20 protein-coding genes are annotated in these 26,740 nt (G+C 59.6%); 13 read left to right on the forward strand and 7 right to left on the reverse strand.

Annotated features, from left to right (window positions below; genetic code table 11):
• Window positions 1–64 precede the first annotated feature (64 nt).
• Entirely contained in the window at window positions 65–1,060 is a 996-nt protein-coding gene (locus G5182_RS06565) for a DUF2860 family protein (protein WP_216952915.1), read from the reverse strand.
• A 204-nt stretch (window positions 1,061–1,264) separates the two neighbouring features.
• Between G5182_RS06565 and arcB the strand changes: the two genes are divergently transcribed.
• The 6 genes from arcB (at window position 1,265) to G5182_RS06595 (ending at window position 13,196) form a co-directional block, all read left to right on the forward strand.
• Complete coding sequence (gene arcB / locus G5182_RS06570; RefSeq protein WP_216952916.1) at window positions 1,265–3,577, forward strand: aerobic respiration two-component sensor histidine kinase ArcB; 2,313 nt, start codon at window positions 1,265–1,267, stop codon at window positions 3,575–3,577.
• 51 nt (window positions 3,578–3,628) lie between these two features.
• Window positions 3,629–4,993 (forward strand): dGTPase, encoded by a 1,365-nt coding sequence (gene dgt, locus G5182_RS06575; RefSeq protein ID WP_216952917.1) that lies wholly within the window; start codon window positions 3,629–3,631, stop codon window positions 4,991–4,993.
• Between the two features lie 319 nt (window positions 4,994–5,312).
• Complete coding sequence (locus G5182_RS06580) at window positions 5,313–5,516, forward strand: hypothetical protein (protein WP_216952918.1); 204 nt, start codon at window positions 5,313–5,315, stop codon at window positions 5,514–5,516.
• A gap of 221 nt (window positions 5,517–5,737) precedes the next feature.
• Window positions 5,738–9,988, forward strand: coding sequence for an ATP-binding protein (locus G5182_RS06585; RefSeq protein WP_227341981.1), 4,251 nt, complete (start codon window positions 5,738–5,740; stop codon window positions 9,986–9,988).
• On the forward strand, window positions 9,969–11,180 hold the full coding sequence (locus tag G5182_RS06590; protein ID WP_227341982.1) for an EAL domain-containing response regulator: 1,212 nt from the start codon (window positions 9,969–9,971) through the stop codon (window positions 11,178–11,180). The genes G5182_RS06585 and G5182_RS06590 overlap by 20 nt, the downstream gene beginning before the upstream one ends.
• A gap of 39 nt (window positions 11,181–11,219) precedes the next feature.
• Window positions 11,220–13,196 (forward strand): HAMP domain-containing methyl-accepting chemotaxis protein, encoded by a 1,977-nt coding sequence (locus G5182_RS06595; RefSeq protein ID WP_421254264.1) that lies wholly within the window; start codon window positions 11,220–11,222, stop codon window positions 13,194–13,196.
• A gap of 59 nt (window positions 13,197–13,255) precedes the next feature.
• Here the strand turns inward: G5182_RS06595 and rfaH are convergent, their stop codons facing one another.
• The 4 genes from rfaH to metN form a co-directional block, all read right to left on the reverse strand.
• Window positions 13,256–13,756 carry a transcription/translation regulatory transformer protein RfaH gene (gene rfaH, locus G5182_RS06600; RefSeq protein WP_058057235.1) on the reverse strand — a complete coding sequence of 167 codons (501 nt, stop codon included), beginning with the start codon at window positions 13,754–13,756 and terminating at the stop codon, window positions 13,256–13,258.
• Window positions 13,757–13,852: 96 nt separating this feature from the next.
• Window positions 13,853–14,653 (reverse strand): methionine ABC transporter substrate-binding lipoprotein MetQ, encoded by an 801-nt coding sequence (metQ, locus tag G5182_RS06605; RefSeq protein ID WP_227341984.1) that lies wholly within the window; start codon window positions 14,651–14,653, stop codon window positions 13,853–13,855.
• Window positions 14,654–14,678: 25 nt separating this feature from the next.
• Complete coding sequence (locus G5182_RS06610) at window positions 14,679–15,332, reverse strand: methionine ABC transporter permease (protein WP_158111922.1); 654 nt, start codon at window positions 15,330–15,332, stop codon at window positions 14,679–14,681.
• On the reverse strand, window positions 15,313–16,356 hold the full coding sequence (gene metN, locus G5182_RS06615) for a methionine ABC transporter ATP-binding protein MetN (RefSeq protein WP_005341087.1): 1,044 nt from the start codon (window positions 16,354–16,356) through the stop codon (window positions 15,313–15,315). Before metN ends, G5182_RS06610 begins: the two co-directional genes overlap by 20 nt.
• Window positions 16,357–16,861: 505 nt before the next feature.
• Here metN and G5182_RS06620 point away from each other — a divergent pair.
• Complete coding sequence (locus tag G5182_RS06620) at window positions 16,862–17,317, forward strand: hypothetical protein (RefSeq protein WP_064338722.1); 456 nt, start codon at window positions 16,862–16,864, stop codon at window positions 17,315–17,317.
• A 105-nt stretch (window positions 17,318–17,422) separates the two neighbouring features.
• Here G5182_RS06620 and ppgK read toward each other — a convergent pair whose 3' ends face one another.
• Window positions 17,423–18,163, reverse strand: coding sequence for a polyphosphate--glucose phosphotransferase (gene ppgK, locus G5182_RS06625; RefSeq protein ID WP_139405609.1), 741 nt, complete (start codon window positions 18,161–18,163; stop codon window positions 17,423–17,425).
• Window positions 18,164–18,274: 111 nt separating this feature from the next.
• Window positions 18,275–19,429, reverse strand: coding sequence for a tRNA epoxyqueuosine(34) reductase QueG (queG, locus tag G5182_RS06630; protein ID WP_227341985.1), 1,155 nt, complete (start codon window positions 19,427–19,429; stop codon window positions 18,275–18,277).
• Window positions 19,430–19,489: 60 nt separating this feature from the next.
• Between queG and G5182_RS06635 the strand changes: the two genes are divergently transcribed.
• The 6 genes from G5182_RS06635 (at window position 19,490) to hfq (ending at window position 26,716) form a co-directional block, all read left to right on the forward strand.
• On the forward strand, window positions 19,490–21,001 hold the full coding sequence (locus G5182_RS06635; protein ID WP_227341986.1) for an NAD(P)H-hydrate dehydratase: 1,512 nt from the start codon (window positions 19,490–19,492) through the stop codon (window positions 20,999–21,001).
• Between the two features lie 10 nt (window positions 21,002–21,011).
• Window positions 21,012–21,485 carry a tRNA (adenosine(37)-N6)-threonylcarbamoyltransferase complex ATPase subunit type 1 TsaE gene (gene tsaE, locus G5182_RS06640; protein WP_227341987.1) on the forward strand — a complete coding sequence of 158 codons (474 nt, stop codon included), beginning with the start codon at window positions 21,012–21,014 and terminating at the stop codon, window positions 21,483–21,485.
• A gap of 23 nt (window positions 21,486–21,508) precedes the next feature.
• On the forward strand, window positions 21,509–23,200 hold the full coding sequence (locus tag G5182_RS06645) for an N-acetylmuramoyl-L-alanine amidase (RefSeq protein WP_227341988.1): 1,692 nt from the start codon (window positions 21,509–21,511) through the stop codon (window positions 23,198–23,200).
• Window positions 23,201–23,589: 389 nt separating this feature from the next.
• On the forward strand, window positions 23,590–25,461 hold the full coding sequence (gene mutL / locus G5182_RS06650; protein ID WP_421254265.1) for a DNA mismatch repair endonuclease MutL: 1,872 nt from the start codon (window positions 23,590–23,592) through the stop codon (window positions 25,459–25,461).
• The gene (gene miaA / locus G5182_RS06655; protein WP_421254266.1) at window positions 25,451–26,380 is read left to right on the forward strand and encodes a tRNA (adenosine(37)-N6)-dimethylallyltransferase MiaA; all 930 of its coding nucleotides are present in this window, start codon (window positions 25,451–25,453) and stop codon (window positions 26,378–26,380) included. Before mutL ends, miaA begins: the two co-directional genes overlap by 11 nt.
• 72 nt (window positions 26,381–26,452) lie before the next feature.
• A complete protein-coding gene (hfq, locus tag G5182_RS06660; protein ID WP_005339045.1) occupies window positions 26,453–26,716 on the forward strand; it encodes an RNA chaperone Hfq in 264 nt (87 codons plus the stop codon).
• Window positions 26,717–26,740 lie beyond the last annotated feature (24 nt).

Here is a 26,740-nt window from a genome sequence, read left to right on the forward strand (position 1 = left end):
AAATGCCGGATAGCAACAAGGCCACCTTCGGGTGGCCTTGTTGTATCGGTGCGCACAACCGTTATTAGAAGTTGTAGAGCAGGCCGGTGTTGAACATCACCGATTCAGAATCGTAGAAGTTGATGTCGGAATCGGACTTGGCGTAGCCAGCGGTAAAGGTTGCCGAGAGCGGTGCAATACCGAACAGGCGGTGCCAGAAGAAGGTACCGGTCAGGGCAAACTCGTCGGAGTCGGCTTTTTTGTTACCAAAGTCAGGGATTGGGTTGGCTTCATCATATTTGGTCTGACCCAGATAGAGGTTGCTGACGAAGGACCACTGGGATGCCCGCTTGCCGTAGGTCAACTGGAGGCCGTTGCTCTTGTAGCTCTGGGCGCTGCCGTCCAGGTCAGCCTGACGGTGGATGAAAGCCGGCTCCAGCACCTGACCGGCTGCCAGCTGCCATTTGTAGGAGAGGTCGAGGGCGTGGATCTTGCCGTTGCGATCCAGCTTGGCCGCCGTGTCGGCACCATACTGGCTGCCACTGCGCTCTTCATCGACTTCGATGTTGCGGGTGGTCAGGCTGCCGAAGAAGTTGCTGCCCCAGATATTGTCCCAGGCGAAGCGCACCCCTTTTGACTTGATATCGGTCGACTGGCGATCGACGCTTACGGCGAAGGGATCGCTCCACTGCTCGGTTGGCATGGCATTGAAGACCACGGAGCCGGCCACTGTGCCCTTGTTGCTCATCTCCTGGCGGATACCGAGTTGCTGGGTGAAGTCGAAACGGATGGCATCCTGGATCAGGTTACCGAGGAAGACCTGGGTGCGGGTATCGGCAAAGGTGTAACGGATATCTGCGTTGAGCAGCGGGGCGACGGCGGAGCTGCTCTCTGCACTGCCCAGTCCGCTCAGTCGACGATTTTCGTCGTCACCGCTGTAAAAGTTGGATTCGTAATTGATGACGTTGACGCCGCCAAGCAGGAAACCGGACCAGCCCGATTCGTTGGGAATGGTTCCCAAATCCGCATATGCACTATTTGCGACCAGCAGGCCCAGACCAAGCAGGGTAGTGTTGCGCATCAGATAACTCCTAAATTAAACGCGTTTAAATTACCAGGTGGGCGATTATAGGGGGCCACCCTTAATGGCAACTGACAGAATTTCATCAAATATCCTAACTCACTCATTTCACTAGGCGAATCGTTAATTAATTGTGCGAGATAAGAAGAGTTCAATTCTCTGTGCTGGTATTCTGTTCGCGGATATGGGGGAGAAAATAACAAGATGAAGCAGATTAAATCCTGGGCACAATATTACGTCGATCTGATGACCAAGCTGGGACTGGTGCGCTTCAGCATGTTTCTGGCGGCTGGCATCATAGTGCTGGCTGTCGCCATCCAGATGGGGGTGACCCTGTTCCTGCGCGGCAATATTGATGTGATCGACTTCGTGCGCTCGGTCTTCTTTGGCCTGCTGGTGACCCCCTGGGCGGTCTATTTCCTCTCCATCGTGGTGGATCAGCTGGAGGATTCCCGTCAGCGATTGAGCCGGATGGTGCGCAAGCTGCAGGATATGCGCGAGCGGGATCTGGAGCTCAACAGTCAGTTGCAGGAGAACATCAGTCGCCTCAATGCCCAGATTGCCGAGACCAACCGGGCCGAGGCACTGCGTCTGCAGGCCATCGAGGATCTCGAGAACGAGGTGTTCCAGCGGGAGAAAGCCCAGCTTCATCTGGGGGAGCGTACCGCTCTGCTGCGCTCTTTTATCGACTGTTCCCCGGATCTGGTCTACTACCGCAATGAGGATGAGCAGTTCTCCGGTTGCAACCGCGCCATGGAGGAGCTGACCGGCAAGGCGGAGAGCGAGCTGATTGGCCTCACACCTTTCGATGTCTACAAGCAGGAGATTGCCAACAAGGTGGTGGAGACCGACAAGCAGGTCTTTGCCAGCAATGAGCCCCTCACCTATGAACAGTGGCTGGAGTATCCCGATGGCCGCAAGGCCTACTTCGAGCTGCGCAAAGTGCCCTTCTTCGATCGCTTCGGCAAGCGGCTGGGCCTGCTCGGCTTTGGCCGCGACATCACCGAGCGCAAGCAGTATCAGGACAAACTGGAGAAGGCGAGCCGCGACAAGACTACCTTTATCTCCACCATCAGCCACGAGCTGCGCACCCCGCTCAACGGCATCGTGGGCTTAAGCCGGATGCTGATGGATACCCCCCTCGATCCCAAGCAGCACCAGCAGCTCAAGACCATTCACCTGAGTGCGGTGACCCTTGGCAATATCTTCAACGACATCATCGATTTGGACAAACTCGATCGGCGTCGCCTCGAAATTGCGCCGACCCGCATCGATCTGCCTGCCTTCCTCGACGAGCTGGAGACCCTGTCGCGCATTCAGGCGGAGCAGAAGGGGCTATATCTGCATTTCGATCGCGATGGCGACATGCCGCAATTCGTGATAGCCGACGGTACCCGTCTGCGTCAGGTGCTGTGGAATCTGGTGGGCAATGCGGTCAAGTTTACCGACGAGGGGGGCGTCACCGTGCGCTGCCTCTCTCATCCTGCCGACGAGCCGGGCAAGCTGGCCCTGCACTTCGAGGTGGAGGATACCGGCATCGGCATCCCGCGCGCCCAGCAGGAGAAGATCTTCGCCATGTACTATCAGGTGCAGGGCAAGAAACACGCCACCGGCACCGGTATTGGCCTCGCGGTCTCCCGTCAGCTGGTGCAGGCGATGGGCGGCCAGCTCTATGTGGACAGTGAGCCGGGCGAAGGCTCCTGCTTCACCGCCGAGCTGGAGGTAGCTTGCGCCGAGCCAGTGCCGCAGGAGCAGGAGGAGGAGATGCCCTCCCTCGATATCCTGCTGGTGGAAGATGTGGAGCTCAACGTGACGGTGGCCTGCGCCCTGCTGGGCAAGCTGGGTCATCAGGTGCAGGTGGCACGGGATGGCACCCAGGCGCTGGCGATGGCCAATCCGGATGATTTCGACCTCATTCTGCTCGATATCCAGCTGCCGGACATGACCGGCTTCGATGTGGCGAAAACCCTGCTGGAGCGTTATGGCGACAGCCTGCCGCCCATGGTGGCACTAACGGCCAACTCTACCGGCGATCGCCAGTATTATCTGGAGCGCGGGATGCGGGATGTGATCAACAAACCGCTTGGCTCGAAGGCTGTGCGGGAGGTGATTGGCCATCTGTTTGCCGGTCTGGCCGAGGATGAAGCGGACGAGCAAGCTGATGCGGGCAATCAGGATGCCCTGCTGGATATTCCCTTCCTCACTGATTATGCCGATACGGTGGGCAAGCCGGTGCTGCTCTCCAGCGTCGAGCTGTTCGAGAAGATGATGCCGGACTACATGGCGGTGCTCGACTCCAACATGATCGCCCGGGATCAGGCGGGGGTGGTGGAGGAGGCGCATAAGATAAAAGGGGCGGCAGGCTCCATTGGCCTGCGTCGTTTGCAGCAGACGGCTCAGCTGATCCAGAGCCCGGATCATCCCGCCTGGTGGGAGAACGTGGAAGACTGGATTGAGACGTTGCGCCGGGAATATCCGGGCGATATCGCCCGGCTGCGGCGCTGGTTGCTGTCTTGAGGCTGGAGGTTGTCTTGAGTCTGATGGAAGTGGCTGGCAAGGAGCTGCAAGATGTATAGCCGTTTGATTACCCCTGCGCGCATCCACCCTTGGGGGGACGAGGATTTGCTGGAGGCGACCGAGCAGGATCGCGCCCGTATCGTGCAGGCGGCGCCAGTGCGCCGGTTGCAGCAGAAGACCCAGGTCTTTCCGCTCGATGTGAAGGCCTCGGTGCGCAGTCGCCTCACCCACTCGCTGGAGGTGCAGGAGACCGGTCGCCAGATCAGCCGCCGTATTCTGGCCGCCTTGCCAGCCGGGATGGTCTGCGAAGGGGCCTTTATCAATCTGGTGGAGATGTCCTGCCTGCTTCATGACGTGGGCAACCCGCCGTTTGGCCACTTTGGCGAGCAGGTGATGAGCCAGTGGCTCGGCGAGATGCTCGATCCCCTCTATCAGCAGGCGCTGGCGCAGCCCCCCTCGACCCAGTGGGCTGAGCTGCGTCAGGATCTGCAACTGTTTGATGGCAACGCCCAGAGCTTGCGGCTGGTGCACAGTCTGCACGAGCTCAATCTGACGCTCGGGCAACTGGCGGCGCTCTGCAAATACCCGCAGCAGCCTCAACCCGGGGTGAGCTATGGCCAACATCATGGCTGGAGCAGCAAACGGGGCATCTTCTTTAGCGAGCAGCCGCTCTACCGTGCCCTCGGCCAGAGTCTGGGATTGGCCCCAGGATGCCGTCATCCGCTGGTCTATATCATGGAGGCGGCCGATGATATCTCCTACTGCATCGCCGATCTGGAAGATGCGGTAGATCGGAGGATCCTGACTCTGGGTGAACTGCTGGCGGCACTGCGAGCTGCTGACCAGAGTGACTACATGGGCACCTTGCTGGATGACGCGCTTGCCAGTGGTCGGGGCTTTTTCCCCCATTTTCGCCAGCAACTTACCCGGGATCTGGTTGCGCTGGCGGCGCAGAGCTATGTCAGCGAACATCAGGCCATTTTGCAGGGCTCCTATCCGCAAGCACTGCTGCATGGTCAGGCGCCGGCGGCGCGGGTGCTCGATATCCTCAAGCAGGTGGCCCGCGAGCTGGTCTTTATGCGCCCCGAAGTGGAAGCGCTTGAGCTGGAGGGGTATGCGGCGCTGCGCGGGGTGCTGACCAGTTATGCCTGTCTATTGGCGCTGCCAGCGCCACAGTTTGCTCGCCTGCTGGCCGGGGAGGGGAGTCAGGCGCTGTTCTTTGCGCGCCGTCTCTATCACCGCCTCTCGGCCCGCCATCTCAAGGCCTATCGATTGGCGATCGCCACCCCGGATCAGCGTTTTGCCTGCCAGAACGAGCAGGAGTGGTATTACCGGGTGCGGTTGCTGCTCGATTATGTCAGCGGCATGACGGATACCTATGTACTGGAAGAGTACCGGCTACTCTCGGGGATCTGATGTGCTGGCATCGTTGCCAGACGGACAGCATAAAATGCCGTAAAAACGTTTAAAAAGGAGCCGCAAGAGGCTTGTTTTAAATTCGGATATTTTTTAGACTTCTGCAACCTGTTCAACTTTTACTCGGTAAGGAGATGAAAATGCAACATCTGATGCTCAATTTTGCATTCTCTCGCGGCACTGCGTGCGGCGTGAAATCTCGTGCTCTTTTACCGCGTGGCGTAAACAGGTAACCCCTGTCTTTTTATCACCCGCGGTTCGTCCCGCAGGGTGACATCCACTTTCTCCGGGAGAACCGCATGTTCAACTGGAGAATGTCATGTCTATCGAACTGATTTTACTGCGTGGTGTCGAGTCTTTGGTTCAAAAACGGATCGCCCGGGTTGAGCGTCGCCTCGCCGTGGTCAGTCTGTCACCTGCCCTGCTGAAAGATATTGGTCTGGAAGGGTTTGAGGGACAGATCGCCCATATCCGCGAAAGCGAGTATCAAACCGGCTTTCGGCTCGGGAATCGAATAACCTGATCCATAGGGGAGGGTAAACGCTCTCCCCGTGGTGATGTGGCAGGCGTAATGCCTGCCATTTTTGTGTTTGCAGGTTGATTTTTTATTCACTTTTCTGTGCCCCGGCACTATCCTCTCTGCCCCGTTTGTGACAGATGCGTATGTTTTCTCGCCTTGTTCCGCCAGGATCGGCAAGATTAGATATGGTGGCCTATCTGTTTTACTCATCAGGACAAGACTTCATGTCACTCTTTCGTCAGCTTTTTCTCCCCCTGTTGCTGCTGTTTTCCGGCCTGCCTGCTGTTGCTGTTCCCCAGTTGGAAAAGGCAGTGGCGGACCACCAGAGTGCGGCTGATGAAGAGTTGGTGGTCGGGGTGCCCCGTGGTGGTTATCCTCCGTTCCTCTATGAACTGCCCAATCAGCGCTATGCCGGTCCGCTCAAGGAGCTGGCCTCGCGTATTGCGGCAGAAATGGGGGTCTCCCTGCGCTATGTCTCCTACAACTCCTATGTGGATGCCCGTGGTGCGCTGAACAGACGCCAAGTTGATGCCTTGATCGGGGTCGAGCTCGATGCGCTCGAGCTGGAGGGGATGAATCATATTGGCTATCTGGGCTCCTACGCCCGCGCCATCTTGATGCGCCATCCGGATCAACGTTTGACCCTGGAACAGGCGCGCAAGCTTCGCTGGGTCTGTATTCGCGGTTTTGGCAGTTGCAATGAGCTAGCGCGACTGGGGATGCCTCATGTGACCGAGCTGGAGAGCCGTGACGAGGCGACCTATATGGTCAAACTGGGGGCGGCCGATGCTTATCTGGCTCTGGGGCCGATCATTGCCATGGAGATGGAGCGGTTGCCTGAGTCGATGGGGATTGTGATCCCGGACTGGATCCCCGGTAGTGCATTGACCATTGCAACCAGTACCCATGACCCGGCGCTGACGGATCGCATCTGGCAGGCCTACCAGCGGATCCCGGTGGCTGATGCCCGGTTGCGGCTGAATCAGGAAGACAGCCGTTTCAAGGCGGGTTTGTTGCTGGAACCAGACGAGGTAGCCTGGTTAAAGAAGAAGAGCAAGGTGGTCAGGTTTGCCGTTGCGCCGTCGTTTGCCGGTATCAGCGAGATTGATGACGAAGGGGTGTTGCACGGCTATGCGGCAGATTTGATGAAGTTGTTGAGTCTGCGCTCGGGGATCCGCTTTGAACTTGAGCCGACCAGCACCTGGCAAGAGTCTCTGGCTCTGCTGAAACAGCACAAGGTGGATCTGATCCCCCTGATGACACCGCTCAGGGATCGCGAGGCATTTGCCTCCTTCAGCTCCTCCTACCTTAAATTCGACAGCTATGTGGTATCCCGGCGCGGCGCACGCCCGTTGAAGTCGCTGGCGGAGCTGAAAGGGCGCCTGATTGGTGGCGTGACCGGTTCTTATGAGGCTTCTCTTATCAGCGCCCATGGTGGCAACGTCATTGAAGTGGGCAAGGATACCGAGCTGCTTACCCTGCTTGATACGGGGAAAGCCGAGTATGTGCTGTTGACCATGACCAATCTGGGGCAGCAGGCCATGAAGGGCTTCAACGAAAAGTATCAGGTGGTGCTGAGCTCCCCCGAGTTTTCCGTGCCCATCAGCATGGCCGTTGATATCAGGCAGCCCGAGCTGCTGCGGATCATGGACAAGCTGTTGCTGACCATCACGGATGAGGAGTGGCAACTGCTGGAGCGGCGCTGGCTCAATGTTTCGGTAAATGTCGAATCCGATTACAGCCAGTTCTACAAGTGGCTGGCGCTGGGCGGAGTGGCCTTGTTGACCTGCGGTCTGCTGGTGATGTTCTGGGCCCGCAGCCTGCGTCGCCAGATTGCGCAGCGGAAAATCGCAGAGAGCAAACTCAACGAACAGTTGCTGTTTGTACAGACCCTGCTCAACTCATTGCCGACCATGGTGGCATTGCGCGACAGCGAGCAGCGTATAACCCTCTGCAACCGGGCTTATCGCGATGCCTTTCTCGTTGATGTCAATGGCGAGGCGCTTGACGACCTGCAAAGCATCCCCGAGCCCCTGCGTGCGAGCGTGCTGGAAGAGGAGCGCAGGATATGGCAAAGCGGCCAGGAGCTGGAGGGGGCCGGCAATAGCTTGCGTGCCGATGGCACCCCTTTTCATGTTATCTATGCCAAGCGCCCTTACCGGGACCCCGATGGCAACATGCGGGGTGTGCTGACAGTGCTGACCGATGTCAGCCGTATCAAGGAAGCCGAGGAGCGTGCTCGTCAGGCTGAAACTCGCCTGACCCAGATCACCGACAGCATGCCCGGCGTAGTCTACCAGTATCTGTGGCTGGGGCCGGGCAAGGGACGCTTTCTTTATGCCTCTCAGGGGGCCAACGAGATCCTGGGGGTATCTCATCAGGATTTATTTAACGCTGAATCGGGTGGTGAGGTATTTGGCTTTACCGAACAGGCCCTGCAGGAGTTTGTCAGCAAGGTGGCCAACCATGCCGAGACCCTGGCCCCCCTCGATCTGGAGGTCAAGGTGGAGCGCCCTGACGGGGATCGCTATCTGCAGGTACGCGGCAATTTTGTCCGTCAGGAGCAGCAGGCGCTGATACTCAACGGGGTGATTCAGGACATCACGGCCCTCAAGCAGCAGGAGCATGAGCTGCGCGAGGCACGTGCTTATGCCGAGCAGGCGATGCAGGCGCGCAGCCGCTTTCTGGCCACCATGAGCCACGAGTTACGCACCCCCATCTCCGGCATGCACGGCATGCTCGAGTTGTTGCAAATGAGCGAGCTCAACGACGATCAACGTTACATGGTGCGTAATGTGGTCACCTCGACCAACAACCTGCTCTATCTGGTCAACGACATACTCGATTTCTCCAAGATCGAGGCGGGTCAGTTGCAACTGCATTGTCAGGTCAGCCGGTTGCAGACGGTGATCTGCGATGCGATCCGTGGCCACGCTACCCTGGCCCATAGCAAGGGGCTCAACGTGACGCTGGAGTGGGGCCAGCATGTACCTGATTGGGCCGATATCGACGGGGTACGGGTCGGTCAGGTGATCTCCAATCTGCTCAACAATGCGGTAAAGTTCACCGAACAGGGGGAGGTCTCCATCCGGGTCAGCTACCTGCGCGATCAGCTTGCTATCAGTATCCGCGATACCGGTATCGGGATTGCCGAGGAGAAACAGGCATTGTTGTTCACTCCGTTTGAGCAGGTGGAGTCCGACATCAATCGCCGCTTTGGTGGTACCGGGCTGGGGCTGGCAATCTGTGATCAGCTGGTGCGCAAAATGGGGGGCGAACTCACCCTGACCAGCAAGGCGGGAGAGGGATCCCGTTTCCGCTTTACCGTGCCGCTGACCAACCCTCAATGGGATGCGCCCCCGCTGGCTGGCACCGAATGGTGGTTTTTCAGCGCCGATGCCAGCCTCGAGGCGGCCATGCGGCGGTTGGGCGCCAAGCTAAGGCATCTGGATGCCAGCCAGCTCAACCGCTCACTGGAAGGGTTGCTGCTGGCTGATCAGCTGTGGTTGGAGCAGGCCCTCGGCGGTGAGTGGCAGGGATGGTTGCAGCATGTCTCATTGAGAGGGATCATAGCGTCACCGAACGAGGCCCTTCGCGGCCGGATCGGCGGTCAGTTGTGGTGGCGATTGGGGCTCTCTCCTCTCTACCCGGATCTGCTGCTGGAGAGTTGTCTCGAACTGCTGCAGGAACGGGTCGCCCCGGTTCTGCCTGCGCTGGCCGACAAGCTGGGAGGACGGGTGCTGGTGGCCGATGATCATCCGGTCAATCGCGCCCTGCTGGCACGACAACTGGCTATCCTCGGAATTGAATCCCAGGTAGTGGAAGATGGCGAGAAGGCGTTGCGGGCCTGGCAGGGGCAGCCATTCTCCCTGTTGCTGACCGATTGCCACATGCCGGTGATGGACGGCTATGCCCTGACCAAGGCGCTGCGGGCTGCGGGCGTGACGGCGCCCATTATTGGGGTGACAGCGGATACCTCGGAAGAGGCCCATGCCCGTATGGTGGAAGCGGGAATGAGTGACATGCTGTTCAAGCCCTACCCGCTGGATACCCTGCGCCAGCTGCTGGCACACTGGCTCGCTGAGTCGGTACCGGCGGGCGGTACAGCGGTGACGGCGGTCGATGATGTGCTGGCCGTTCAGGCTGAACGCTGGTTGACCCTGTTTGGCGATGAGCCGACGGCGCGGGCGATGGCGGCGGAATATCTCGACTCCAATCGTCAGGATGGGGCTCATATGATGGCTGCGCTGGCTTGCCATGATTTCAACGTACTGGTAGAAACTGCCCACCGGATCAAGGGGGCAGCCCGCATGGTCGGGCTGCAGGAGCTGGCCACACAGGCTGCCAGGCTGGAGTCGGCTGCCAGATTGAAGCAGCTTGAGGAACTGGATGAGCTGACCGGCAAGGTGCAGCTATTGATGACGGCGATCGCCCACGACATTGGATTATGGCTCGATGAAAAAAGCACAACATGAGTTGGTCATTATGGTCGTGGAAGACCATGGATTTCAGCGCAAGGCGCTGCTGCACCAGGTCCGCAGCCTGGGTTACCAGAATCTGCTGGAGGCGGCCGATGGTGCCGAGGCGCTGGTGCTGAGCCAGCAACACGCCGTCGATATCCTGTTTTGCGACCTGCGGATGCCGGGCATGGATGGCATGGCGCTGCTGCGCCGCCTGTCATTGGGCGGTTTTCGCGGGGGGATTATCCTCTCCAGCGCCCTTGAAGACGATGTGGTGGAGGCCGTGTTGCGGATGAGTGCCGCCTATGGCTTGCAGGTGCTCGGCCGCATAGAGAAACCCTCTACCCAGCAGCAGCTCAAGCTGCTGATCGATGCCTGGTCACCCCGGGAGGAGCCTGCAAGGGAGGAGGAGGGGCACAGGATCGGCCTGGATGAGTTGTGCAGTGCACTCGAGCAGGATCAGTTGCTGCCCTGGTATCAGCCCAAGGTGAGCTTTGCCTCCGGCGAGTGGGTCGGGATGGAGGCGCTGGCCCGCTGGCAGCACCCGGAGTACGGCCTGATCTCTCCGGGGCGTTTTATTCCACTGGCGGAGCGCAACGGACTGATCGATCAGTTGACTGAAGTGATCATCGGCAAATCCCTGAGTGATGGTCACTTGTGGGAAGAGACCGGACTCTCGCTCAATCTGTCGATGAACCTCTCCACTACCTCGCTGATCGAGGGCGATCTGTGCAACTCCCTGATCAATCAGTGTCAACGCTGGAGCATCAACCCCGAGCTTATCACCCTGGAGGTGACCGAGAGCGCCTTTGTACAGGATCTGGGCAAGTCGCTGGAGGTGCTGACCCGGCTGCGGATGCACGGCTTTGGCCTCGCCATTGATGACTTCGGTACCGGCTACTCCTCCATGCAGCAACTGGCGCTGCTGCCCTTTACCGAACTGAAGCTGGATCGCTCCTTTGTCGACCGCTGTTTTGAAGACCCATCCCGTCTGGCCATTATCGAGTCCAGTATCGAGCTGGCGCGCAAGTTGGGCCTCAAGTCGGTGGCTGAAGGGGTAGAGGATGAGCAGACCTGGCGGTTGCTGGCAAAGTTGGGCTGCGATGTTTGTCAGGGGTTCTTCTCTGCCAGACCGATGCCACGCAGCGAGTTGCAAGAGTGGCACCGGGCTTGGCAAGATAGATTGCCTACACTGATATCTATCTGATTCTGTTGGCTGGATCCCTCCGTTTGAACAAGGATGTTCATGAAAATCTCAAGCAAGTTGCTGCTCAGCTTCGGTTTTATCAACCTGCTGATCCTGCTCTCCTCCGCGCTGGTCTATTACCGGCTGACCCAGATCAATCAGGCCCAACACACTCTGTTGGAGCAGGCGCTGCCCGCTCTGCAGCGGGATGAGGCGAGCCAGAAAGCACTGGTGGCCACCGTTTCTGCCCTGCGTGGCTATCTGATCCTCGGCAAGGATCCGGCTCAGGCTTCCCGCCTCAAGCTGGAGTGGGAGTCGGCCTGGCAGGCCATCGCCCATCAGGCCTTCAGCCCGGCGCTCGCCAAGTCTCTCGAGACCTTCAAAAGCCATCAGGAGAAGGTGTGGACCATAGCCCAGAGTGAAGAGAATCTGCCCGCTCACACCATGATGCTGCAGGAGGCGGGGCCGGTGGCGGAGGCTGCGCTCGATCAGCTGCAATCCTTTGCCAATGAGGAGGTGGCGACCTCGCAGGATCAGCTCGCGGGCGATCGCCGCATGCTGCTCAAGCAGGTGGGAGATGCCTACAACAGCCTCGCCAATTCCCTCTCTGCCCTGAGGGATTTTCTCATCTCAGGCGATCCCGAATACCGCAGCAAGTATCAGGATTACTACCAGTTTCACCAGCAGCGGGTGGCTGAGGTGAAGCAGCAAGCCGCGCTCTTTACCGATACCCAGCAGAGCCTCTGGCAGCTGTTTGAAGAGATGGCGACCCCCTTCTCCGAGCTGGTGGGGCAGGTGATCGAGAAGCGCCAGGCGCCGGATTGGGATCAGGCCAACTACCTGATGGCCACCGACATCGAGCCGATGCAGTCCAGCCTCAGCGAGCAGTTGGTCCAGCAGGTGAATAAAACCCGCGCCGAGGTGGATCAGATTTCGGCGCAGATGACCGGAGCCGGGAGGGCCATCAACCAGACACTACTGTTGGCTACCTGCAGCGCCATCGTGCTTGGCATGCTGGTCGCCTGGCTCTTTAGCCGTCGTCTGACCCGTGACATTGCCTGTTTGGTGATCCGGGCGGGGCAGGTTGCGGATGGCCGGCTGGCGGCCGAGCCCTTGCCAATCACAGGGCAGGATGAGTTGGGAGAATTGACTGGTTCCATCAATCGGATGTCTGCCCAGTTACATCATCTGGTCGGGGAGTTGCAGGGCGCAGTGGGGCAGGTCGAAGAGGCCTGTCTCGATGTGGGCAGCACTACCAGAGCCATAGTGGCGGATCTGACGGAGCAGGATCAGCGGGTCGATGCGGTGGCGGCGGCTATCGATCAGATGTCGGTGAGTGCCCGTGATGTGGCTGGCAACATTGCCGGTGTGGCGGATAGTGCCCAGCAGGTGCAGCAGCAGACCCGTCAGGGAGAGGCTGCGCTGGCGCGAATGAGCGATACCATGCAGCAGATTGCCGCCATGATTGGGCAGGCCAACGAGGCCATGGGGCTGCTGGAGCATCAGAGTGAACAGGTGGGGCAGATCACCGAGGTGATCGCCACCATTGCGGAGCAGACCAATCTGCTGGCACTCAATGCGGCGATAGAAGCGGCACGGGCAGGCGAGCAGGGGCGCGGTTTTGCGGTGGTTGCCGATGAGGTACGTCAGCTGGCGACCCGCACCCATCAATCAACCGCCGAGATCAGCCAGACTATTGCGGCCATCTCCCAGCAGACTCGCCAGACGGTGAGTACCGTCAGCAGCGGTACCCGGTTGGTGGAGCAGGGGCGGGATGCTGTTGGATTGGTGACCGATACCCTGAGTGCCATGAACCAGCTGGTTCAGTCGCTGTCGGGCCAGCTGGAGGCCATTTCGGTGGCAACCGAGCAGCAGTCGCGGGTGGCCGCCGAGGTATCCGGGACGGTCGACGACATTGCCGCGCTCAGTCGGCAATCCTGTCAGCGTAGCCAGCAGGGGGAGGAGATCGTAGCCAGACTGGCTGGCGATACCGGCAAGCTGAAGGCGGTCATCGCCCGCTTTGATCTTGATGCATGAGATGGCGGGAGCATCCCGCCATTGCTATTGCCATTCACCGGGCCGTCTGGCCCGTGGGTTTAGTCCAGACGCCTGAAGGTGTGGTTGTCGAAGCTGCTGGTGGTCTCCCGGTTGAGCAGGCTGACCAGCAAAATCGCCCGTTTCTCTCCATCCGGCTCCATATAGATGGCTTCGAAGCCGGCAAGCGGCCCCTCTTCAATCAGCACCTTGTCGCCCGAGCAGGGCAGGTTAGCGTAGCTGGCTCTCGCCTCATCGCTGTCATCGCGACTCATCAGCTGATAGACCAGCTTGCTGCTGATGGGGGTCCATTCACTGCCAAAGTGGATGATCCGGCTGATGCCGCGGGTCGATTTCAGGGTGACCGGTGTCACCTCTTCCAGATCGACAAAGATAAACAGGTAGTTGGGGAACATGGGTTCCCGTACCGGAACTCGCTTGCCCCGGCGCAGCTTCTCGATCTCCACCATGGGGTAATAGGATTCGATACCCTGGGCATCGAGGTGGGCGCGGGCGCGGGCCTCTTCTTTTGGCTTGCAGTAGGCCAGATACCATTTTTTCATGTTATGAGTATGTTCGTGTTGCCGTGCTCGCGGATATGATAGCGGCGCCAATAAAAAAGGCCACGCATTGCGTGGCCTTTTTTGCCGAGTGAGCAATTACCAACCTTTTACCAGGCCACCTTTGAACAGCTCGAGACCTTTCTTGTAAACATCATCGGTCTGGAAAGCTTGTACGAACTGTTTGACCTTCTCGTCATCCTTGTTGTTGTCGCGGGCGACGATCAGGTTGACGTACGGGGACTCTTTGTCTTCAACAAACAGGCCGTTTTCAGTCGGGGTCAAACCAATCTGACCGGCGAAGGTGTTGTTGATGATAGCGAGATCCACATCTTCCAGCGAACGGGGCAGCTGTGCAGCTTCCAGTTCCACAATCTTGAAGTTGCGCGGGTTGCTGGCGATATCCAGTACGGTGGCTTCCAGACCGGCACCATCTTTCAGGGTGATCAGACCCTGCTTGGCCAGCAGGATCAGGGAGCGACCCAGGTTGGTCGGATCGTTCGGCACCGCGATCTGGGCGCCATCTTTCAGCTCGCTCAGCGCCTTGATCTTCTTGGAGTAACCGGCGATCGGGTAGACGAAGGTGTTGCCGACCGGCACCAGCTTGAAGCCGCGATCACGGATCTGGGCATCCAGATAGGGCTTGTGCTGGAAGGCGTTGACGTCGATGCTGCCATCGTTCAGCGCCACGTTCGGGGTGACGTAGTCGGAGAAGTTGACCACCTCGACGGTCAGGCCGTATTTCTCCTTGGCCACTTTGGCGGCCACTTCAACCAGTTCGGTCTCGGGGCCGGCGATGGCGCCTACTTTCAGGGTCTTGTTCTCTTCCTTTTGACCGCAACCGGCCAGTACCAGAGTGGCCAGCAGGGCTGCCGCAACGGATTTGATGCCAAATTTCATAAAACCTCCTGTCAGAAATCGACGATTAACGATGATCATATTTGTTGACCAGGCGCTCACCCGCGCTCTGGATGAGTTGAACCAGTACGACCAGAATAACCACGGTCACCAGCATGACGGTCGGGTCGAAGCGCTGATAGCCGTAACGAATACCCACATCGCCCAGACCACCGCCCCCGATGGCACCGGCCATGGCGGAGTAGTTCACCAGCGTGACGAGGGTAATGGTGACGCTGTTGAGGATGCCGGGCAGGGCCTCGGGCAGCAGCACCTTGGTGATGATTTGCAGCGGCTTGGCGCCCATCGCCTTGGCCGCTTCCAGCAGGCCGTCCGGCACTTCCATCAGGGCCCCTTCCACCAGACGGGCAATGAAAGGGATGCAACCGACAGTCAGCGGCACTATGGCAGCGATGGTGCCGATACTGGTGCCGACAATCAGCCGGGTTAGCGGAATGATGGCGACCAGCAGGATGATAAAGGGCACCGAGCGACCCACGTTGACCACCATACCCAGAGTACGGTTGAGCAAGGGGTTGGCCAGGATCTGGCCCGCCTTGGTCACATGCAGCGCTACGCCGAGTGGCAGGCCCAGCAGGCAGCCGAACAGGGCGGAGGCAAACACCATGATCAGGGTGTCGCCCAGGGCCGTGATGAGCAGATTAATCATGGCTTCGGACATAACCCATTACCTCCAGCTGAATGTGGTTGTCGATAAGGAACTGCTGGGTCGCCTCGCACTGGGCTTCATCCCCGAACAGCTCGGCCAGCAGGAAACCGAATTTGACGCCACCGGCGTACTCGATGTCCGCGCTCAGAATACTGATGTCGATATTGAAACGGCGGCTCGCCTCGGAGATCAGCGGCGTATCGACCGTGCTGCCGGTAAAGCCAAGCTTCACCAGCGGGTAGCTGCCCGGCACCCGCTCCGCACTCATCCGATCCTGATACTCTTGGGGTACTTCCAGGTGGATGGTGGAGTGGATGAAATCCCGCGCCAGCTGGGTCTTGGCATTGCTGAAGAACCAGGCCACTTCGCCCTGTTCGATCAGACGGCCGTCGCTGATGATGGCCACTTCGTCACAGATCCCCTTCACCACATCCATCTCGTGGGTGATGAGCAGGATGGTGAGCCCCAGCTTGACGTTGATCTCCTTGAGCAGGGTCAGGATCGAGCGGGTGGTCTGCGGGTCGAGGGCCGAGGTGGCCTCGTCGCAGAGCAGTACCTTGGGGGCCGGTGCCAGTGCACGAGCAATGGCGACGCGCTGTTTCTGACCGCCGGAAAGCTCGGACGGATAGGCCTGGGCACGGGCTTCCAGCCCGACCAGTGCCAGCAGCTCGGCAACCCGTTGCTGGATCTTCTCTTTGCTCCAGCCTGCCAACTCCAGCGGAAAGGCGATGTTGGCAAACACGGTGCGGGAGGCAAGCAGGTTGAAGTGCTGGAAAATCATCCCGATCTGGCGGCGAGCCTGGGTCAGATCCCGTTCGCTCAGGGCGACCAGATCCTGGCCATCAACGATGACTTGGCCCTCTGTCGGGCGCTCCAGCAGGTTGACACAACGAATGAGGGTACTCTTGCCGGCACCGGAGGCACCGATCACCCCGAAAATTTTGCCTTGGGGTACATGCAGACTCACATCACGCAGGGCGTGCACGGCGTCACTGCCTGTACCGTAGACTTTGTTGAGACCGATCAACTTAATCATGGATTCTTCCGTGCTAACAGCCTTAAAGCACAGGGCGCTACAGGCGGGGAAATTGGGCAGAGGTTCCACTGGGTTACTCTGTCATCATGGAGGATGATGCTAAGATGTCTGGATGGCCATGTCAACGCATGTTTTTACGTCTAGACGTCTAAAAAAGTGATAAGGATTTCTGTCTGGTGGATAACGATCAGGGTGGATATGTTACGTATCCAGATCCTGTTTCGCTTGCGTGGCACATGGCCGAATTAAATATGGTTTATATCGGGTAAATGCTGGTTTTATTAGTTCGTCAGCCCGTTTCTGTTCACATCTGCTGTCTAGCCTGATGCTCCTCCATCGTTACATAAATTGCTGCACAAATCGTTCCCTATTCGCGACCGGATCACCTGACCGTCACTTTGTCGGCGTCAACCTTGATGCAGCGCAAGAGGGGCTCGGATAGGGATTGGGTCGGTGGCGCCGGTTTTTTATACTGATGATGTCGACAAGCATGGAGGGCTGTGCGATGAGATTCCAACAGATCAAAGAGTTGCTGCACTATCTTGAGCAGGTTCATCACCAGCTCGGACTCTGTTACGGGCGTTTGACCAGTCAGGTGGACAGCGAGCGCAGCCGGATGTTGCTGGTCTATCTGCAAGGGCGTGAGGATGCGGCCAGTGCCCATCTGCACGAATATGCTGCTCAGCTGGGAGAGGCGGTCAGGGAGACCTGGCTGAACCAGAGTTTCAGCGAGGATATGCTGCCTGCCATTACCCGCTTCGAGCTGCCGGCATCAGTCCAGACCCAGGATATCGTCACTCAGGTATGCCGTTGGGAAGAGCAGCTGGTGGGCGAGCTGAGTCATCTGGCCCGGGAGTGCCCGACACCGGCCACCACCGCCTTGCTCGAGAATCTGGCCAGGCTGGAGCAGACCCGCCTGACCCGACTGGTGCACGGAGTACATCGACTCGACGACATGTAACGGGTGATAAGCGCCAAACACGCAAGATGACGGCCAAACAAAAGGGCCCGGCAGCAGTGCCGGGCCCTTTCCATTGGATATCTGCTGACTTGCAGTGAGCGTCGGTTAGCCCTGCTGCTCGGCCGCGTAGAGGGCGGCCCCGATAATGCCCGCCTGATTGAGGCTGGCCGCCGGAATGAGCGGCGCCCGGGTCTCGATGCGATCGATAAACTTATCCAGCTTGGCTGCGCTGCCGCCCCCCAGAATGAAGAGGTCGGGGGAGAAGAGAAACTCGAGGCGCGCCAGATATTTGTTGAAGCGCTTGCCCCAGCGGTTCCAGGAGAGATCTTCCCGTTTGCGCGCCGCATCGGAGCAGTAGTGCTCGGCGACCATTCCTTCCAGCATCAAATGGCCCAGCTCGGTGTTGGGCAGCAGATGGCCGTTGACGAAGATGGCGGTGCCGATGCCGGTGCCGACCGTGATGAGGATGATGACCCCCTTGCGATCCTTGCCAGCGCCAAAGCGCATCTCGGCCAGACCGGCGGCATCGGCATCATTCAGCACATAGCAGGGCTTGCCGGTGACATCGGCAAACAGATGCTCGGCATCGGTTTCGATCCAGCTTTTGTCGATGTTGGCGGCACTCTTGGCAACCCCGTTGTGGATGGTGGCGGGAAAGCCGCAGCCCACCGGCCCTTTCCAGTCGAAGTGTTCGACCAGCGCCTTGAGGGTATGGGCGATGGCGGCCGGGGTGGCCGGTTGCGGTGTGGCAATGCGATGGCGCTCGCCAATCAATTCGCCGGTTTTGGTATCGACCAGACAGCCCTTGATCCCCGAGCCTCCAATATCCACTCCCAACATATGCATCTGTGTTGTCCTTGTTGTGTGCCGACCAGTTTGCAGTGACCACGCTGTTATGGGCACTGCAGGTCGGCAGAGCATGAAAAAAGTGCTGCAATCCGGCAAGGGGCAGATCACTTATGCGTGATCCGACAGACCTTTTTCGATGCAGCGGATCAGCAAACGGGTCTTCTTGTTCTCTTCATCCTGACGCCGGGCAAGGGTGGTCAGCGCCCATTCGATATGTTCGGCCACCATGGGATCGGCGGTGGTCAGCCCCAGTTGCAGGGCCGCGATCACCTCGGGGGTCGCCGGGCCATTGCCAAGGGCGACCGCCAGATTGCGGCGCCAGCGTTGATAGCCGATGCGGCGGATCGGGCTCCCTTCGGTCTGCTTGAGAAAGTCGCTCTCGCTCCAGCGCCACAGCGCCAGCAGGGGCGGTCGGTGCAGGCTGGGGCGCGGGCTGAAGTCGGGTTCCGGGCTGGCATCGGCGTAGCGGTTCCAGGGGCAGATAAGCTGGCAGTCGTCGCAGCCGTAGATGCGGTTGCCCATCAAGGGCCTGAACTCTTCCGGAATAGGGCCGTCATTCTCGATGGTGAGATAGGAGATGCAGCGGCGGCCATCTACCACATAGGGGGCGACAATGGCGCCGGTCGGGCAGATGTTGATGCAGGCGACGCACTTGCCGCACTGCTCCTTCTCCACTGGCTGGTCGAGCGGCAGCGGCAGGTTGAGCAACAGCTCACCGAGAAAGAAGAAGGAGCCGGCTGATTCGTTGAGCAGCAGTGAGTGTTTGCCAACCCAGCCTAGGCCCGCCTTGGCTGCCAGTGGCCGCTCGAGGATGGGGGCGGAGTCGACGAAGGGGCGCCACTCACCCAAGGTCTCTTCAGTGCCTTGAAACAGCTCGGCACAGCGCGCTTCGATGCGATCACCCAGCTGTTTGAGCCGGTTGCGCAGCACCTTGTGGTAGTCGCGACCGAGAGCATAGCGGCTGATATAGCCGAGGGTCGGATCGCGCAGGGTGGCGGCAAAACCCGCCTCGAACGGCAGGTAGTTCATCCGCACCGACAACACTCGCACCGTGCCCGGCAGCAGCTCGTGGGGGCGCGCGCGCATCATGCCGTGGCGCGCCATGTAATCCATGCTGCCGTGATAGCCCGCATCCAGCCAAGCCTGCAATCTCGGCTCTTCGATACGCAGGTCGGTGTCGGTGATGCCCGCCTGGTCAAAACCTAGCTCCCGTGCCCAGAGCTTGATATCGTGGGCCAGCTGGTGGAAGTCAGGTGCGCTCATGCGGCTTGGCCTGGCCGGCGTTTGCTGGCTTGGGTCGATTGATAAGAGGCGGGAGCCGTCATGGTAGAGATCATCAGGGGCGCGTTGGGCACAAAAGAAGGGGGCAGTTTACCACAGGGGCTGTGGCAGACTGAACAGATCCGCGCACTGGAGCGCAACTGGGCCGCGCGTGAGGGGCAACCTCTCTATGCTCTGATGGAGCGAGCCGGTGCTGCGCTGCGCACCTATGCCACCCTGCATTGGCCCGACAGTCGCTGCTGGTGGATTTTCGTCGGCCCCGGTAATAACGGCGGTGATGGCTATGTGCTGGCCCGCCTTGCCCGCCAGATTGGCATCGAGGTGGTGGTGATTGCCGCCAGAGCACCCGACCAGCTGAAGGGGGATGCCAAACAGGCCGCCGATGAGTGGTTGGCGGCCGGTGGCAGGGTCTGGCTGGCCGAGCGGTTTGATGGGGACCAGCACTCCACCCCGGATCTGGTGGTCGATGCCCTGCTTGGCACCGGCGTCAACATGCCCCTCTCGCCACTACTGACAAAGATCGTCGCAACAATCAATGGCTTGGCTGTGCCCGTGCTGGCGGTGGATCTCCCCTCCGGCCTCAACGGCGATACCGGCCGTGCCATGGGGGCCGTGGTGCAGGCCACTCACACCCTCACCTTTATCGGTATCAAGCAGGGGATGCTCACCGGCGACGGGGTGGATTGCGTTGGCCTGCTCGACTGTGATCCCCTTGGCGTCACGCCGGATGACGTTATGTTGCCCGCCGCCTGGCGTATCGATTATCCGCAGCTGAGCACGCAGCTGACCCCGCGCCCTCGTGCTTCCCACAAGGGCTCTTATGGCAAGGTGCTGCTGGTGGGGGGCAATCGCGGCATGCAGGGGGCCATCGTGCTGGCGGCCCGCGCCTGCCTGCGGGCGGGGGCCGGGCTGGTGCGGGTGTGTCAGCATCCGGAACATCCGCCGGTCAGCCTCTATCAACCCGAACTGATGAGTCTCACCAGCGCTGATGACGAGGGGTGGGCGTCGGTGCGGGTCATCGGCCCCGGCCTCGGTCAGGATGAGTGGGGAAGCGCGCAAATCACCCGTTATCTCACCGGTCGGTTGCCACTGGTTTTGGACGCCGATGGATTGAATTGGCTGGCGCAATCTCCCCGCCATCAGGATAATTGGGTGCTCACGCCCCATCCCGGCGAAGCGGCGCGCCTGCTGGGATGCACCATTGCCGAGATTGAAACCGACCGGTTTGCCGCCGTGCAGGCGCTGCAGCGGCGTTATGGCGGTGTGGTGTTGTTAAAAGGGGCGGGAACACTTATTTATGACGGCGAGCGGGTCGCTCTCTGTTGTGAAGGCAATCCCGGCATGGCAAGTGGCGGCATGGGCGATCTGTTATCTGGTATAATCGCCGCCCTTTTGGCCCAGGGCTGGTCTGCCACCATGGCAAGCTGGCTGGGCGCCGTGATCCACGGCGAGGCTGCAGATCAGGCCGCCGCTGACGGCGAGCGGGGCATGCTGGCGTCAGATCTGCTGCCGCTGATCCGCAAACTGGTTAATCCCGACACCATTACAAGTTAAAAAGAAGAACATGGCAAAACAGTTGATGATGACACTGCCGGACGAGGCAGCAACCGTGGCACTGGGTGGCCGTCTGGCACAGGCCTGCCAGCAGGCGACCACAGTGTTTTTGCATGGCACGCTTGGTGCTGGTAAAACCACTCTGACCCGCGGCTGGGTGCAGGGCCTTGGCCATCAGGGCAAGGTAAAAAGCCCGACCTATACCCTGGTCGAGCCCTATGAGCTCGATGGCTGGCAGGTCTATCACTTCGATCTCTATCGTCTGGCTGATCCGGAAGAGCTGGAGTTCATGGGCATTCGGGACTATTTTGCCGCCAATACTCTCTGTCTGGTGGAGTGGTCCGAGAAGGGCGAGGGCTGGTTACCGGCTCCTGACCTTGAAATTACCCTTACTTATGTAGGCGAGCAGCGCGAGGCTCTGATAGAGGCCCGCACTGCTATTGGCGAAGCCATTCTGGAACGGTTGTCATCTACGTGCGCTTGATCCTTGTTATTGCTCTCTCTTTGATGGCGTTACCCTCCTGGGCGAATCAGCTCAAGAGTGTGCGAATCTGGCCATCACCGGATAACACCCGGGTGGTGCTCGATATGAGCAGTGCCCCCAACTACAACTACTTCACCCTGGCTGGCCCCGATAGATTGGTGATCGATCTGAAAGGGGCGAGCAATGCCACCAATCTGGCCCGGGTCGAGAACAACAGCGAGCTGGTGCGCAAGATACGTGAGAGCACTCCGCTGGAGAAGGGGGGCCTGCGGCTGGTGCTTGATCTCAGCTCCTCCATCAAGCCGGTGGTCTTTCCGCTGGCACCAGCCGGGCCCTATGGTCACCGTCTGGTGATCGATCTGCCTTATGAAGAGAAGCGCTCGGCGGCTGCGGTGCAATCCACGCCCGTCGGTGGCAAGGGCAGGGGGGTGGTGATTGCCATCGACCCGGGCCACGGTGGGGAAGACCCGGGTTCCATCGGTCCGCGTCGTACCTATGAGAAGCGAGTTACGCTGGCAGTCTCCCAGAAGCTGGCGGCGCTGATCGACCGCGAGCCGGGGATGCGCGCCGTGCTGACCCGTCGTGGCGACTATTTCGTCGACCTCAACAAGCGTTCCGAGATTGCCCGCAAGGCCAAGGCGGATCTGCTGGTGTCGGTCCATGCGGACAGCTTCCATAACTCCACTCCGCGCGGCGCCTCTGTCTGGGTCCTCTCGACCAACCGTGCCAACCGCGAGATGGGCAGCTGGCTGGAGAAGCAGGAGAAGCAGGGCGAGCTGCTGGGCGGGGTCGGCAAGGTGTTGGCGGAATCCGATCCCAATCCCTATCTGGCGCAAACTTTCCTAGACCTTTCCATGGACAAGTCCCGTGCCGAAGGCTACGACGTCAGCCGTCAGATCCTGCGCTCATTGGGCAAGGTTGCCCGACTGCACAAGAAGGCCCCGGAGCATGCCAGTCTGGCTGTGCTGAAGGCGCCGGATATTCCCTCGGTGCTGGTCGAAACCGGCTTTATCTCCAACCATGCGGAAGAGAAGCTGCTGGCTACCTCAAGCTATCAGGATCAGCTGGCCCGCGCCATTTTCGAGGGGATCCGCAACTACTACCGCGCCCACCCGACCAAGGGAGCCATGTTGACCGGCAAGGGACAGGCGAGCAGGCCTGCCGCGACCACTCGCTCTGCACCGGTAGCTTCGCAGCCGGTGAGCCAGCCCAAGCCAGTGCAGTCGCAGCCGGTGGTGACCAATAAGATGCCAGCGACAGTACGTGACGGCGCGGCTGCGACCGGTTCAGGTGCCGGGGTGATCAAGCCCTATTCGGAGGCTGCGCAAGATTCTGGTGCGCCGGTTAGCAATGTGGGCGACTATGACAAATCTCGGATGCTCCGCCATGTGGTCAAACGTGGCGAGAGTCTCTCTCGCCTTGCCGAGAAGCATGGAGTGAGTCAATCCACTTTGGTAGAGATCAACCAGCTGCGCAGCCGGGATATTCAGATTGGTCAGACCATCTATATTCCCCAGCAGGGGCAGAGCCGCGCTGCCGCCCCCGTTCGCAGTGATGACAAGTCGCAGATGATCCGCCATGTGGTCAAGCGGGGGGAGAGTCTCTCCCGCCTTGCCGAGAAGCATGGGGTGAGTCAGGCGCGACTGGTAGAGATCAACAAGCTCAAATCGCGGAATATTCAGGTAGGGCAGGTGCTCTACATTCCGCAAAACTGACGCGCGGGAGCGGGTGATACCGCTCTCGCTGTTAGCCAATACCATCAGCAAGATTGAAATTCAGGAGCAAGTGATGCCGATCCGTATATTACCCCCCGATTCTGGCCAACCAGATTCCGGTTGGTGGAGAGGTGGTGGAGCGGCTCTCTATCCGCAAGATTGAAATTCAGGAGTAAGTGATGCCGATCCGTATATTGCCCCCTATCCTGGCCAACCAGATTCCGGTTGGTGGAGAGGTGGTGGAGCGGCTCTCTATCCGCAAGATTGAAATTCAGGAGTAAGTGATGCCGATCCGTATATTGCCCCCTATCCTGGCCAACCAGATTCCGGTTGGTGGAGAGGTGGTGGAACGGCTCTCTATCCGCAAGATTGAAATTCAGGAGTAAATGATGCCGATCCGTATTTTGCCACCCATTCTGGCCAACCAGATTGCAGCCGGAGAGGTGGTGGAGCGGCCCTCTTCTGTGGTGAAAGAGCTGGTGGAGAACAGCCTGGATGCGGGGGCCGACCGGGTCGAGATCGACATCGACAAGGGGGGCGCCAAGCTGATCCGCATCCGTGACAACGGCTGCGGTGTCGCCAAAGATGAGCTGGTACTTGCGCTGTCGCGTCATGCAACCTCCAAGGTGGCCACGCTGGATGATCTGGAAGGGATCAACAGCCTCGGTTTTCGTGGCGAGGCGCTCGCCTCCATCAGCTCTGTCTCCCGTCTCACCTTCACCTCCCGCACCGCCGAGCAGTCCGAAGCCTGGCAAGCCCAGGCGGAAGGGCGCGAGATGAGCGTCACCATCAAGCCTGCGGCCCATCCGGTGGGCACCACGGTGGAGGTCGTGGATCTCTTCTTTAATACACCCGCGCGGCGCAAATTCATGCGCACCGAAAAGACCGAGTTTGCCCATATTGACGAGCTGGTGCGCCGCATCGCGCTCTCCCGCTTCGATGCCACCCTGATCCTGCGCCACAATGGCAAGGTGGTGCGCCAGTACAAGGCCGCCAATACCGTGCCGGAGCAGGAGCGACGTCTCGCCGCCGTTTGCGGCACCCCCTTCATGCACCATGCGCTGGCGGTGGAGAGCGAGCATAGCGACGTGCGGTTGTGGGGCTGGCTGGCGACCCCGGAGGGGGCAAGACCGCAGAACGACCTGCAATACACCTATGTCAACGGCCGGATGATGCGCGACAAGCTCATCAACCACGCCATCCGTCAGGCCTATGACGAGTTGCTGCCTCCCGATCGCTTCGCTGCTTATGTGCTCTATATCGAGCTGGATCCCCGTCAGGTGGATGTCAACGTTCATCCGGCCAAGCATGAGGTGCGCTTCCATCAGGCGCGGCTGATCCACGACTTTATCTTTCAGGCGCTGTTTACTGCGCTGCGCCGCGAAGGAGTCAGCGCCGCTCATCAGGACGCGCCGCTGGCCGAAACCCTGGTCGAGTTGCCGGTCACTCCGCAGATTGAATACCCCGGTCAGGCGCCCCGTCCGGAGTGGTACGGTGCCGAGCACAGCTACCGGGCGCCTGCGCAGGTGCGGGAGGGGAGCGGTGGGGCTGGCCGAGCCAGCAATTATCAACCGCCCGAGCCGCCAAGCCGGGAGGCGATGCGCGGCATGGGGGCGCTGCTCACTACGTTGCCTATTGCAACGGTGGCTGAGACTGCACCTGAGCAGTCCGCGGCCACCGTGCCGCCACTCAAACAGGGGGGATGTCGCGCCCTGACACTGGTGGAGCAGGCCTACCTGTTGATCGAGCGGGATAATCAGCTGGCGCTGCTCTCGCTGGTGCGTGCCGAGCGGGTGCTGCTGCGTCACTGGTTGCTGGAGACCTGGGGCCAGGGGCTGGCGGCCCAGCCGCTGTTGCTGCCGGTCTCCTTCAAGCTGCCGAAGAATTTGATCGCGCTGGTGACCGAGCAGGAACGTTTGCTGAAACGGATGGGGCTGGAGTTGAAAAGCGGGGGGCGCGACACCATGATCCTGACTCGGGTGCCGGCTCTGCTGCGCCAGACCGATCTGGTGCGGCTGTTACCCGAATTGCTGCAAATTATCGAGGGCGGATCTGACAGTGATGCTGGTCAGCAGGCTGAAGTATTATGCCAATGGCTGGTGGAGCAGGGGATAAGCCGCGAGAAGATATACGATTTTTCAACTGCCAGTCGTCTGCTGACGGAACTTGTGACCGATTTCAGTGACCAGCTTGGTGACATGCGTATGGTGCGCCCGCTTTCGCTGGCGACCGTGCTGGAGGAGTTTGAACATGGCGAGTGACTTGCCGACCGCAATTTTTCTGATGGGGCCGACGGCCTCCGGCAAGACGGATCTCGCCATTGAACTTTGCCAGGCATTGCCTTGCGACATCATCAGCGTCGATTCTGCGCTGATCTATCGCGGCATGGATATAGGTACGGCCAAGCCCACCGCTGATGAACTGGCGCGGGCTCCGCACCGGCTGATAGACATTCTTGATCCCGCTGTGAGCTATTCGGCAGCCGATTTTTGCAAGGATGCCCTGCGGGAGATGAAAGAGATCGCCGACCGTGGCCGCATTCCGCTGCTGGTGGGCGGTACCATGCTCTATTTCAAGGCGTTGCTGGAGGGATTGTCCCCGCTGCCCTCCGCCGATCCCGCCATTCGAGCTGGGATTGAGGAAGAGGCTGCCCGCCTCGGTTGGCAGGCGCTGCACGATGAGCTGGTACGCATCGACCCGGTGGCCGGGGCGCGGATCCACCCCAATGACCCGCAGCGGCTCAGCCGGGCGCTTGAGGTCTACCGTATCAGCGGCAAGACCCTTACCGAGCTGACGCAGGTGCAGGGGGAGGGCTTGCCCTATCGAGTGCAGCAGTTTGCCATCGCCCCGAGCGATCGTGCCGTGCTGCATCAGCGTATCGAACAGCGCTTTGACAAGATGCTGCAAGGTGGCTTTGAACAGGAGGTTCGTGCGCTGATGGCGCGCGGCGATCTGCACCCGGATCTCCCCTCCATTCGCTGTGTGGGTTATCGCCAAATGTGGGACTACCTGTGCGGTGAAGTGGGGTATGATGAGATGCGTTATCGTGGCATTGTTGCCACACGCCAATTGGCAAAACGACAGATGACCTGGTTGCGCGGCTGGCCCGATGTGACCTGGTTGGAATCTGGTGAGTCTGGCAATCTCGACCGCGTGCTTGCTTGCGCTGGTGCGGCTTGACACTCCCTGTATAATCAGGTTGTTATATTGATATTCGGTGTTTAAAAACAACAAACTATAAGGAAAAGAAAAATGGCTAAGGGGCAATCTCTCCAAGACCCGTTTTTGAATGCGCTGCGCCGTGAGCGGATTCCTGTTTCTATCTATTTGGTGAACGGCATCAAACTGCAAGGTCAGATCGAGTCTTTTGACCAGTTTGTTATCCTGCTGAAAAACACCGTGAGCCAGATGGTTTACAAGCACGCCATCTCGACTGTCGTACCGGCCCGTGCCGTCAATCATCACCAGCCCACTCCGGGTGGCGCGGCTGATGAACAGGGTGATGCCGAGGCGTGATATCCCTGGGCGAGTCGACTCGCC

The organism is Aeromonas sp. 600948 (genome assembly GCF_049174875.1).
In the GTDB taxonomy this organism is placed as follows: domain Bacteria; phylum Pseudomonadota; class Gammaproteobacteria; order Enterobacterales; family Aeromonadaceae; genus Aeromonas; species Aeromonas veronii_A.

Bases quoted from the DNA above. Each gene is read 5' to 3' on its own strand.
- G5182_RS06610 (WP_158111922.1), bottom strand. From the start codon at position 15,332: ATGTCCGAAGCCATGATTAATCTGCTCATCACGGCCCTGGGCGACACC.
- arcB (WP_216952916.1), top strand. From the start codon at position 1,265: ATGAAGCAGATTAAATCCTGGGCACAATATTACGTCGATCTGATGACC.
- G5182_RS06620 (WP_064338722.1), top strand. From the start codon at position 16,862: ATGAGATTCCAACAGATCAAAGAGTTGCTGCACTATCTTGAGCAGGTT.
- G5182_RS06565 (WP_216952915.1), bottom strand. From the start codon at position 1,060: ATGCGCAACACTACCCTGCTTGGTCTGGGCCTGCTGGTCGCAAATAGT.
- G5182_RS06585 (WP_227341981.1), top strand. From the start codon at position 5,738: ATGTCACTCTTTCGTCAGCTTTTTCTCCCCCTGTTGCTGCTGTTTTCC.
- G5182_RS06645 (WP_227341988.1), top strand. From the start codon at position 21,509: ATGGCGTTACCCTCCTGGGCGAATCAGCTCAAGAGTGTGCGAATCTGG.
- G5182_RS06590 (WP_227341982.1), top strand. From the start codon at position 9,969: ATGAAAAAAGCACAACATGAGTTGGTCATTATGGTCGTGGAAGACCAT.
- ppgK (WP_139405609.1), bottom strand. From the start codon at position 18,163: ATGCATATGTTGGGAGTGGATATTGGAGGCTCGGGGATCAAGGGCTGT.
- queG (WP_227341985.1), bottom strand. From the start codon at position 19,429: ATGAGCGCACCTGACTTCCACCAGCTGGCCCACGATATCAAGCTCTGG.
- metQ (WP_227341984.1), bottom strand. From the start codon at position 14,653: ATGAAATTTGGCATCAAATCCGTTGCGGCAGCCCTGCTGGCCACTCTG.
- tsaE (WP_227341987.1), top strand. From the start codon at position 21,012: ATGGCAAAACAGTTGATGATGACACTGCCGGACGAGGCAGCAACCGTG.
- metN (WP_005341087.1), bottom strand. From the start codon at position 16,356: ATGATTAAGTTGATCGGTCTCAACAAAGTCTACGGTACAGGCAGTGAC.
- hfq (WP_005339045.1), top strand. From the start codon at position 26,453: ATGGCTAAGGGGCAATCTCTCCAAGACCCGTTTTTGAATGCGCTGCGC.
- dgt (WP_216952917.1), top strand. From the start codon at position 3,629: ATGTATAGCCGTTTGATTACCCCTGCGCGCATCCACCCTTGGGGGGAC.
- mutL (WP_421254265.1), top strand. From the start codon at position 23,590: ATGCCGATCCGTATTTTGCCACCCATTCTGGCCAACCAGATTGCAGCC.
- G5182_RS06635 (WP_227341986.1), top strand. From the start codon at position 19,490: ATGGTAGAGATCATCAGGGGCGCGTTGGGCACAAAAGAAGGGGGCAGT.
- G5182_RS06580 (WP_216952918.1), top strand. From the start codon at position 5,313: ATGTCTATCGAACTGATTTTACTGCGTGGTGTCGAGTCTTTGGTTCAA.
- rfaH (WP_058057235.1), bottom strand. From the start codon at position 13,756: ATGAAAAAATGGTATCTGGCCTACTGCAAGCCAAAAGAAGAGGCCCGC.
- G5182_RS06595 (WP_421254264.1), top strand. From the start codon at position 11,220: ATGAAAATCTCAAGCAAGTTGCTGCTCAGCTTCGGTTTTATCAACCTG.
- miaA (WP_421254266.1), top strand. From the start codon at position 25,451: ATGGCGAGTGACTTGCCGACCGCAATTTTTCTGATGGGGCCGACGGCC.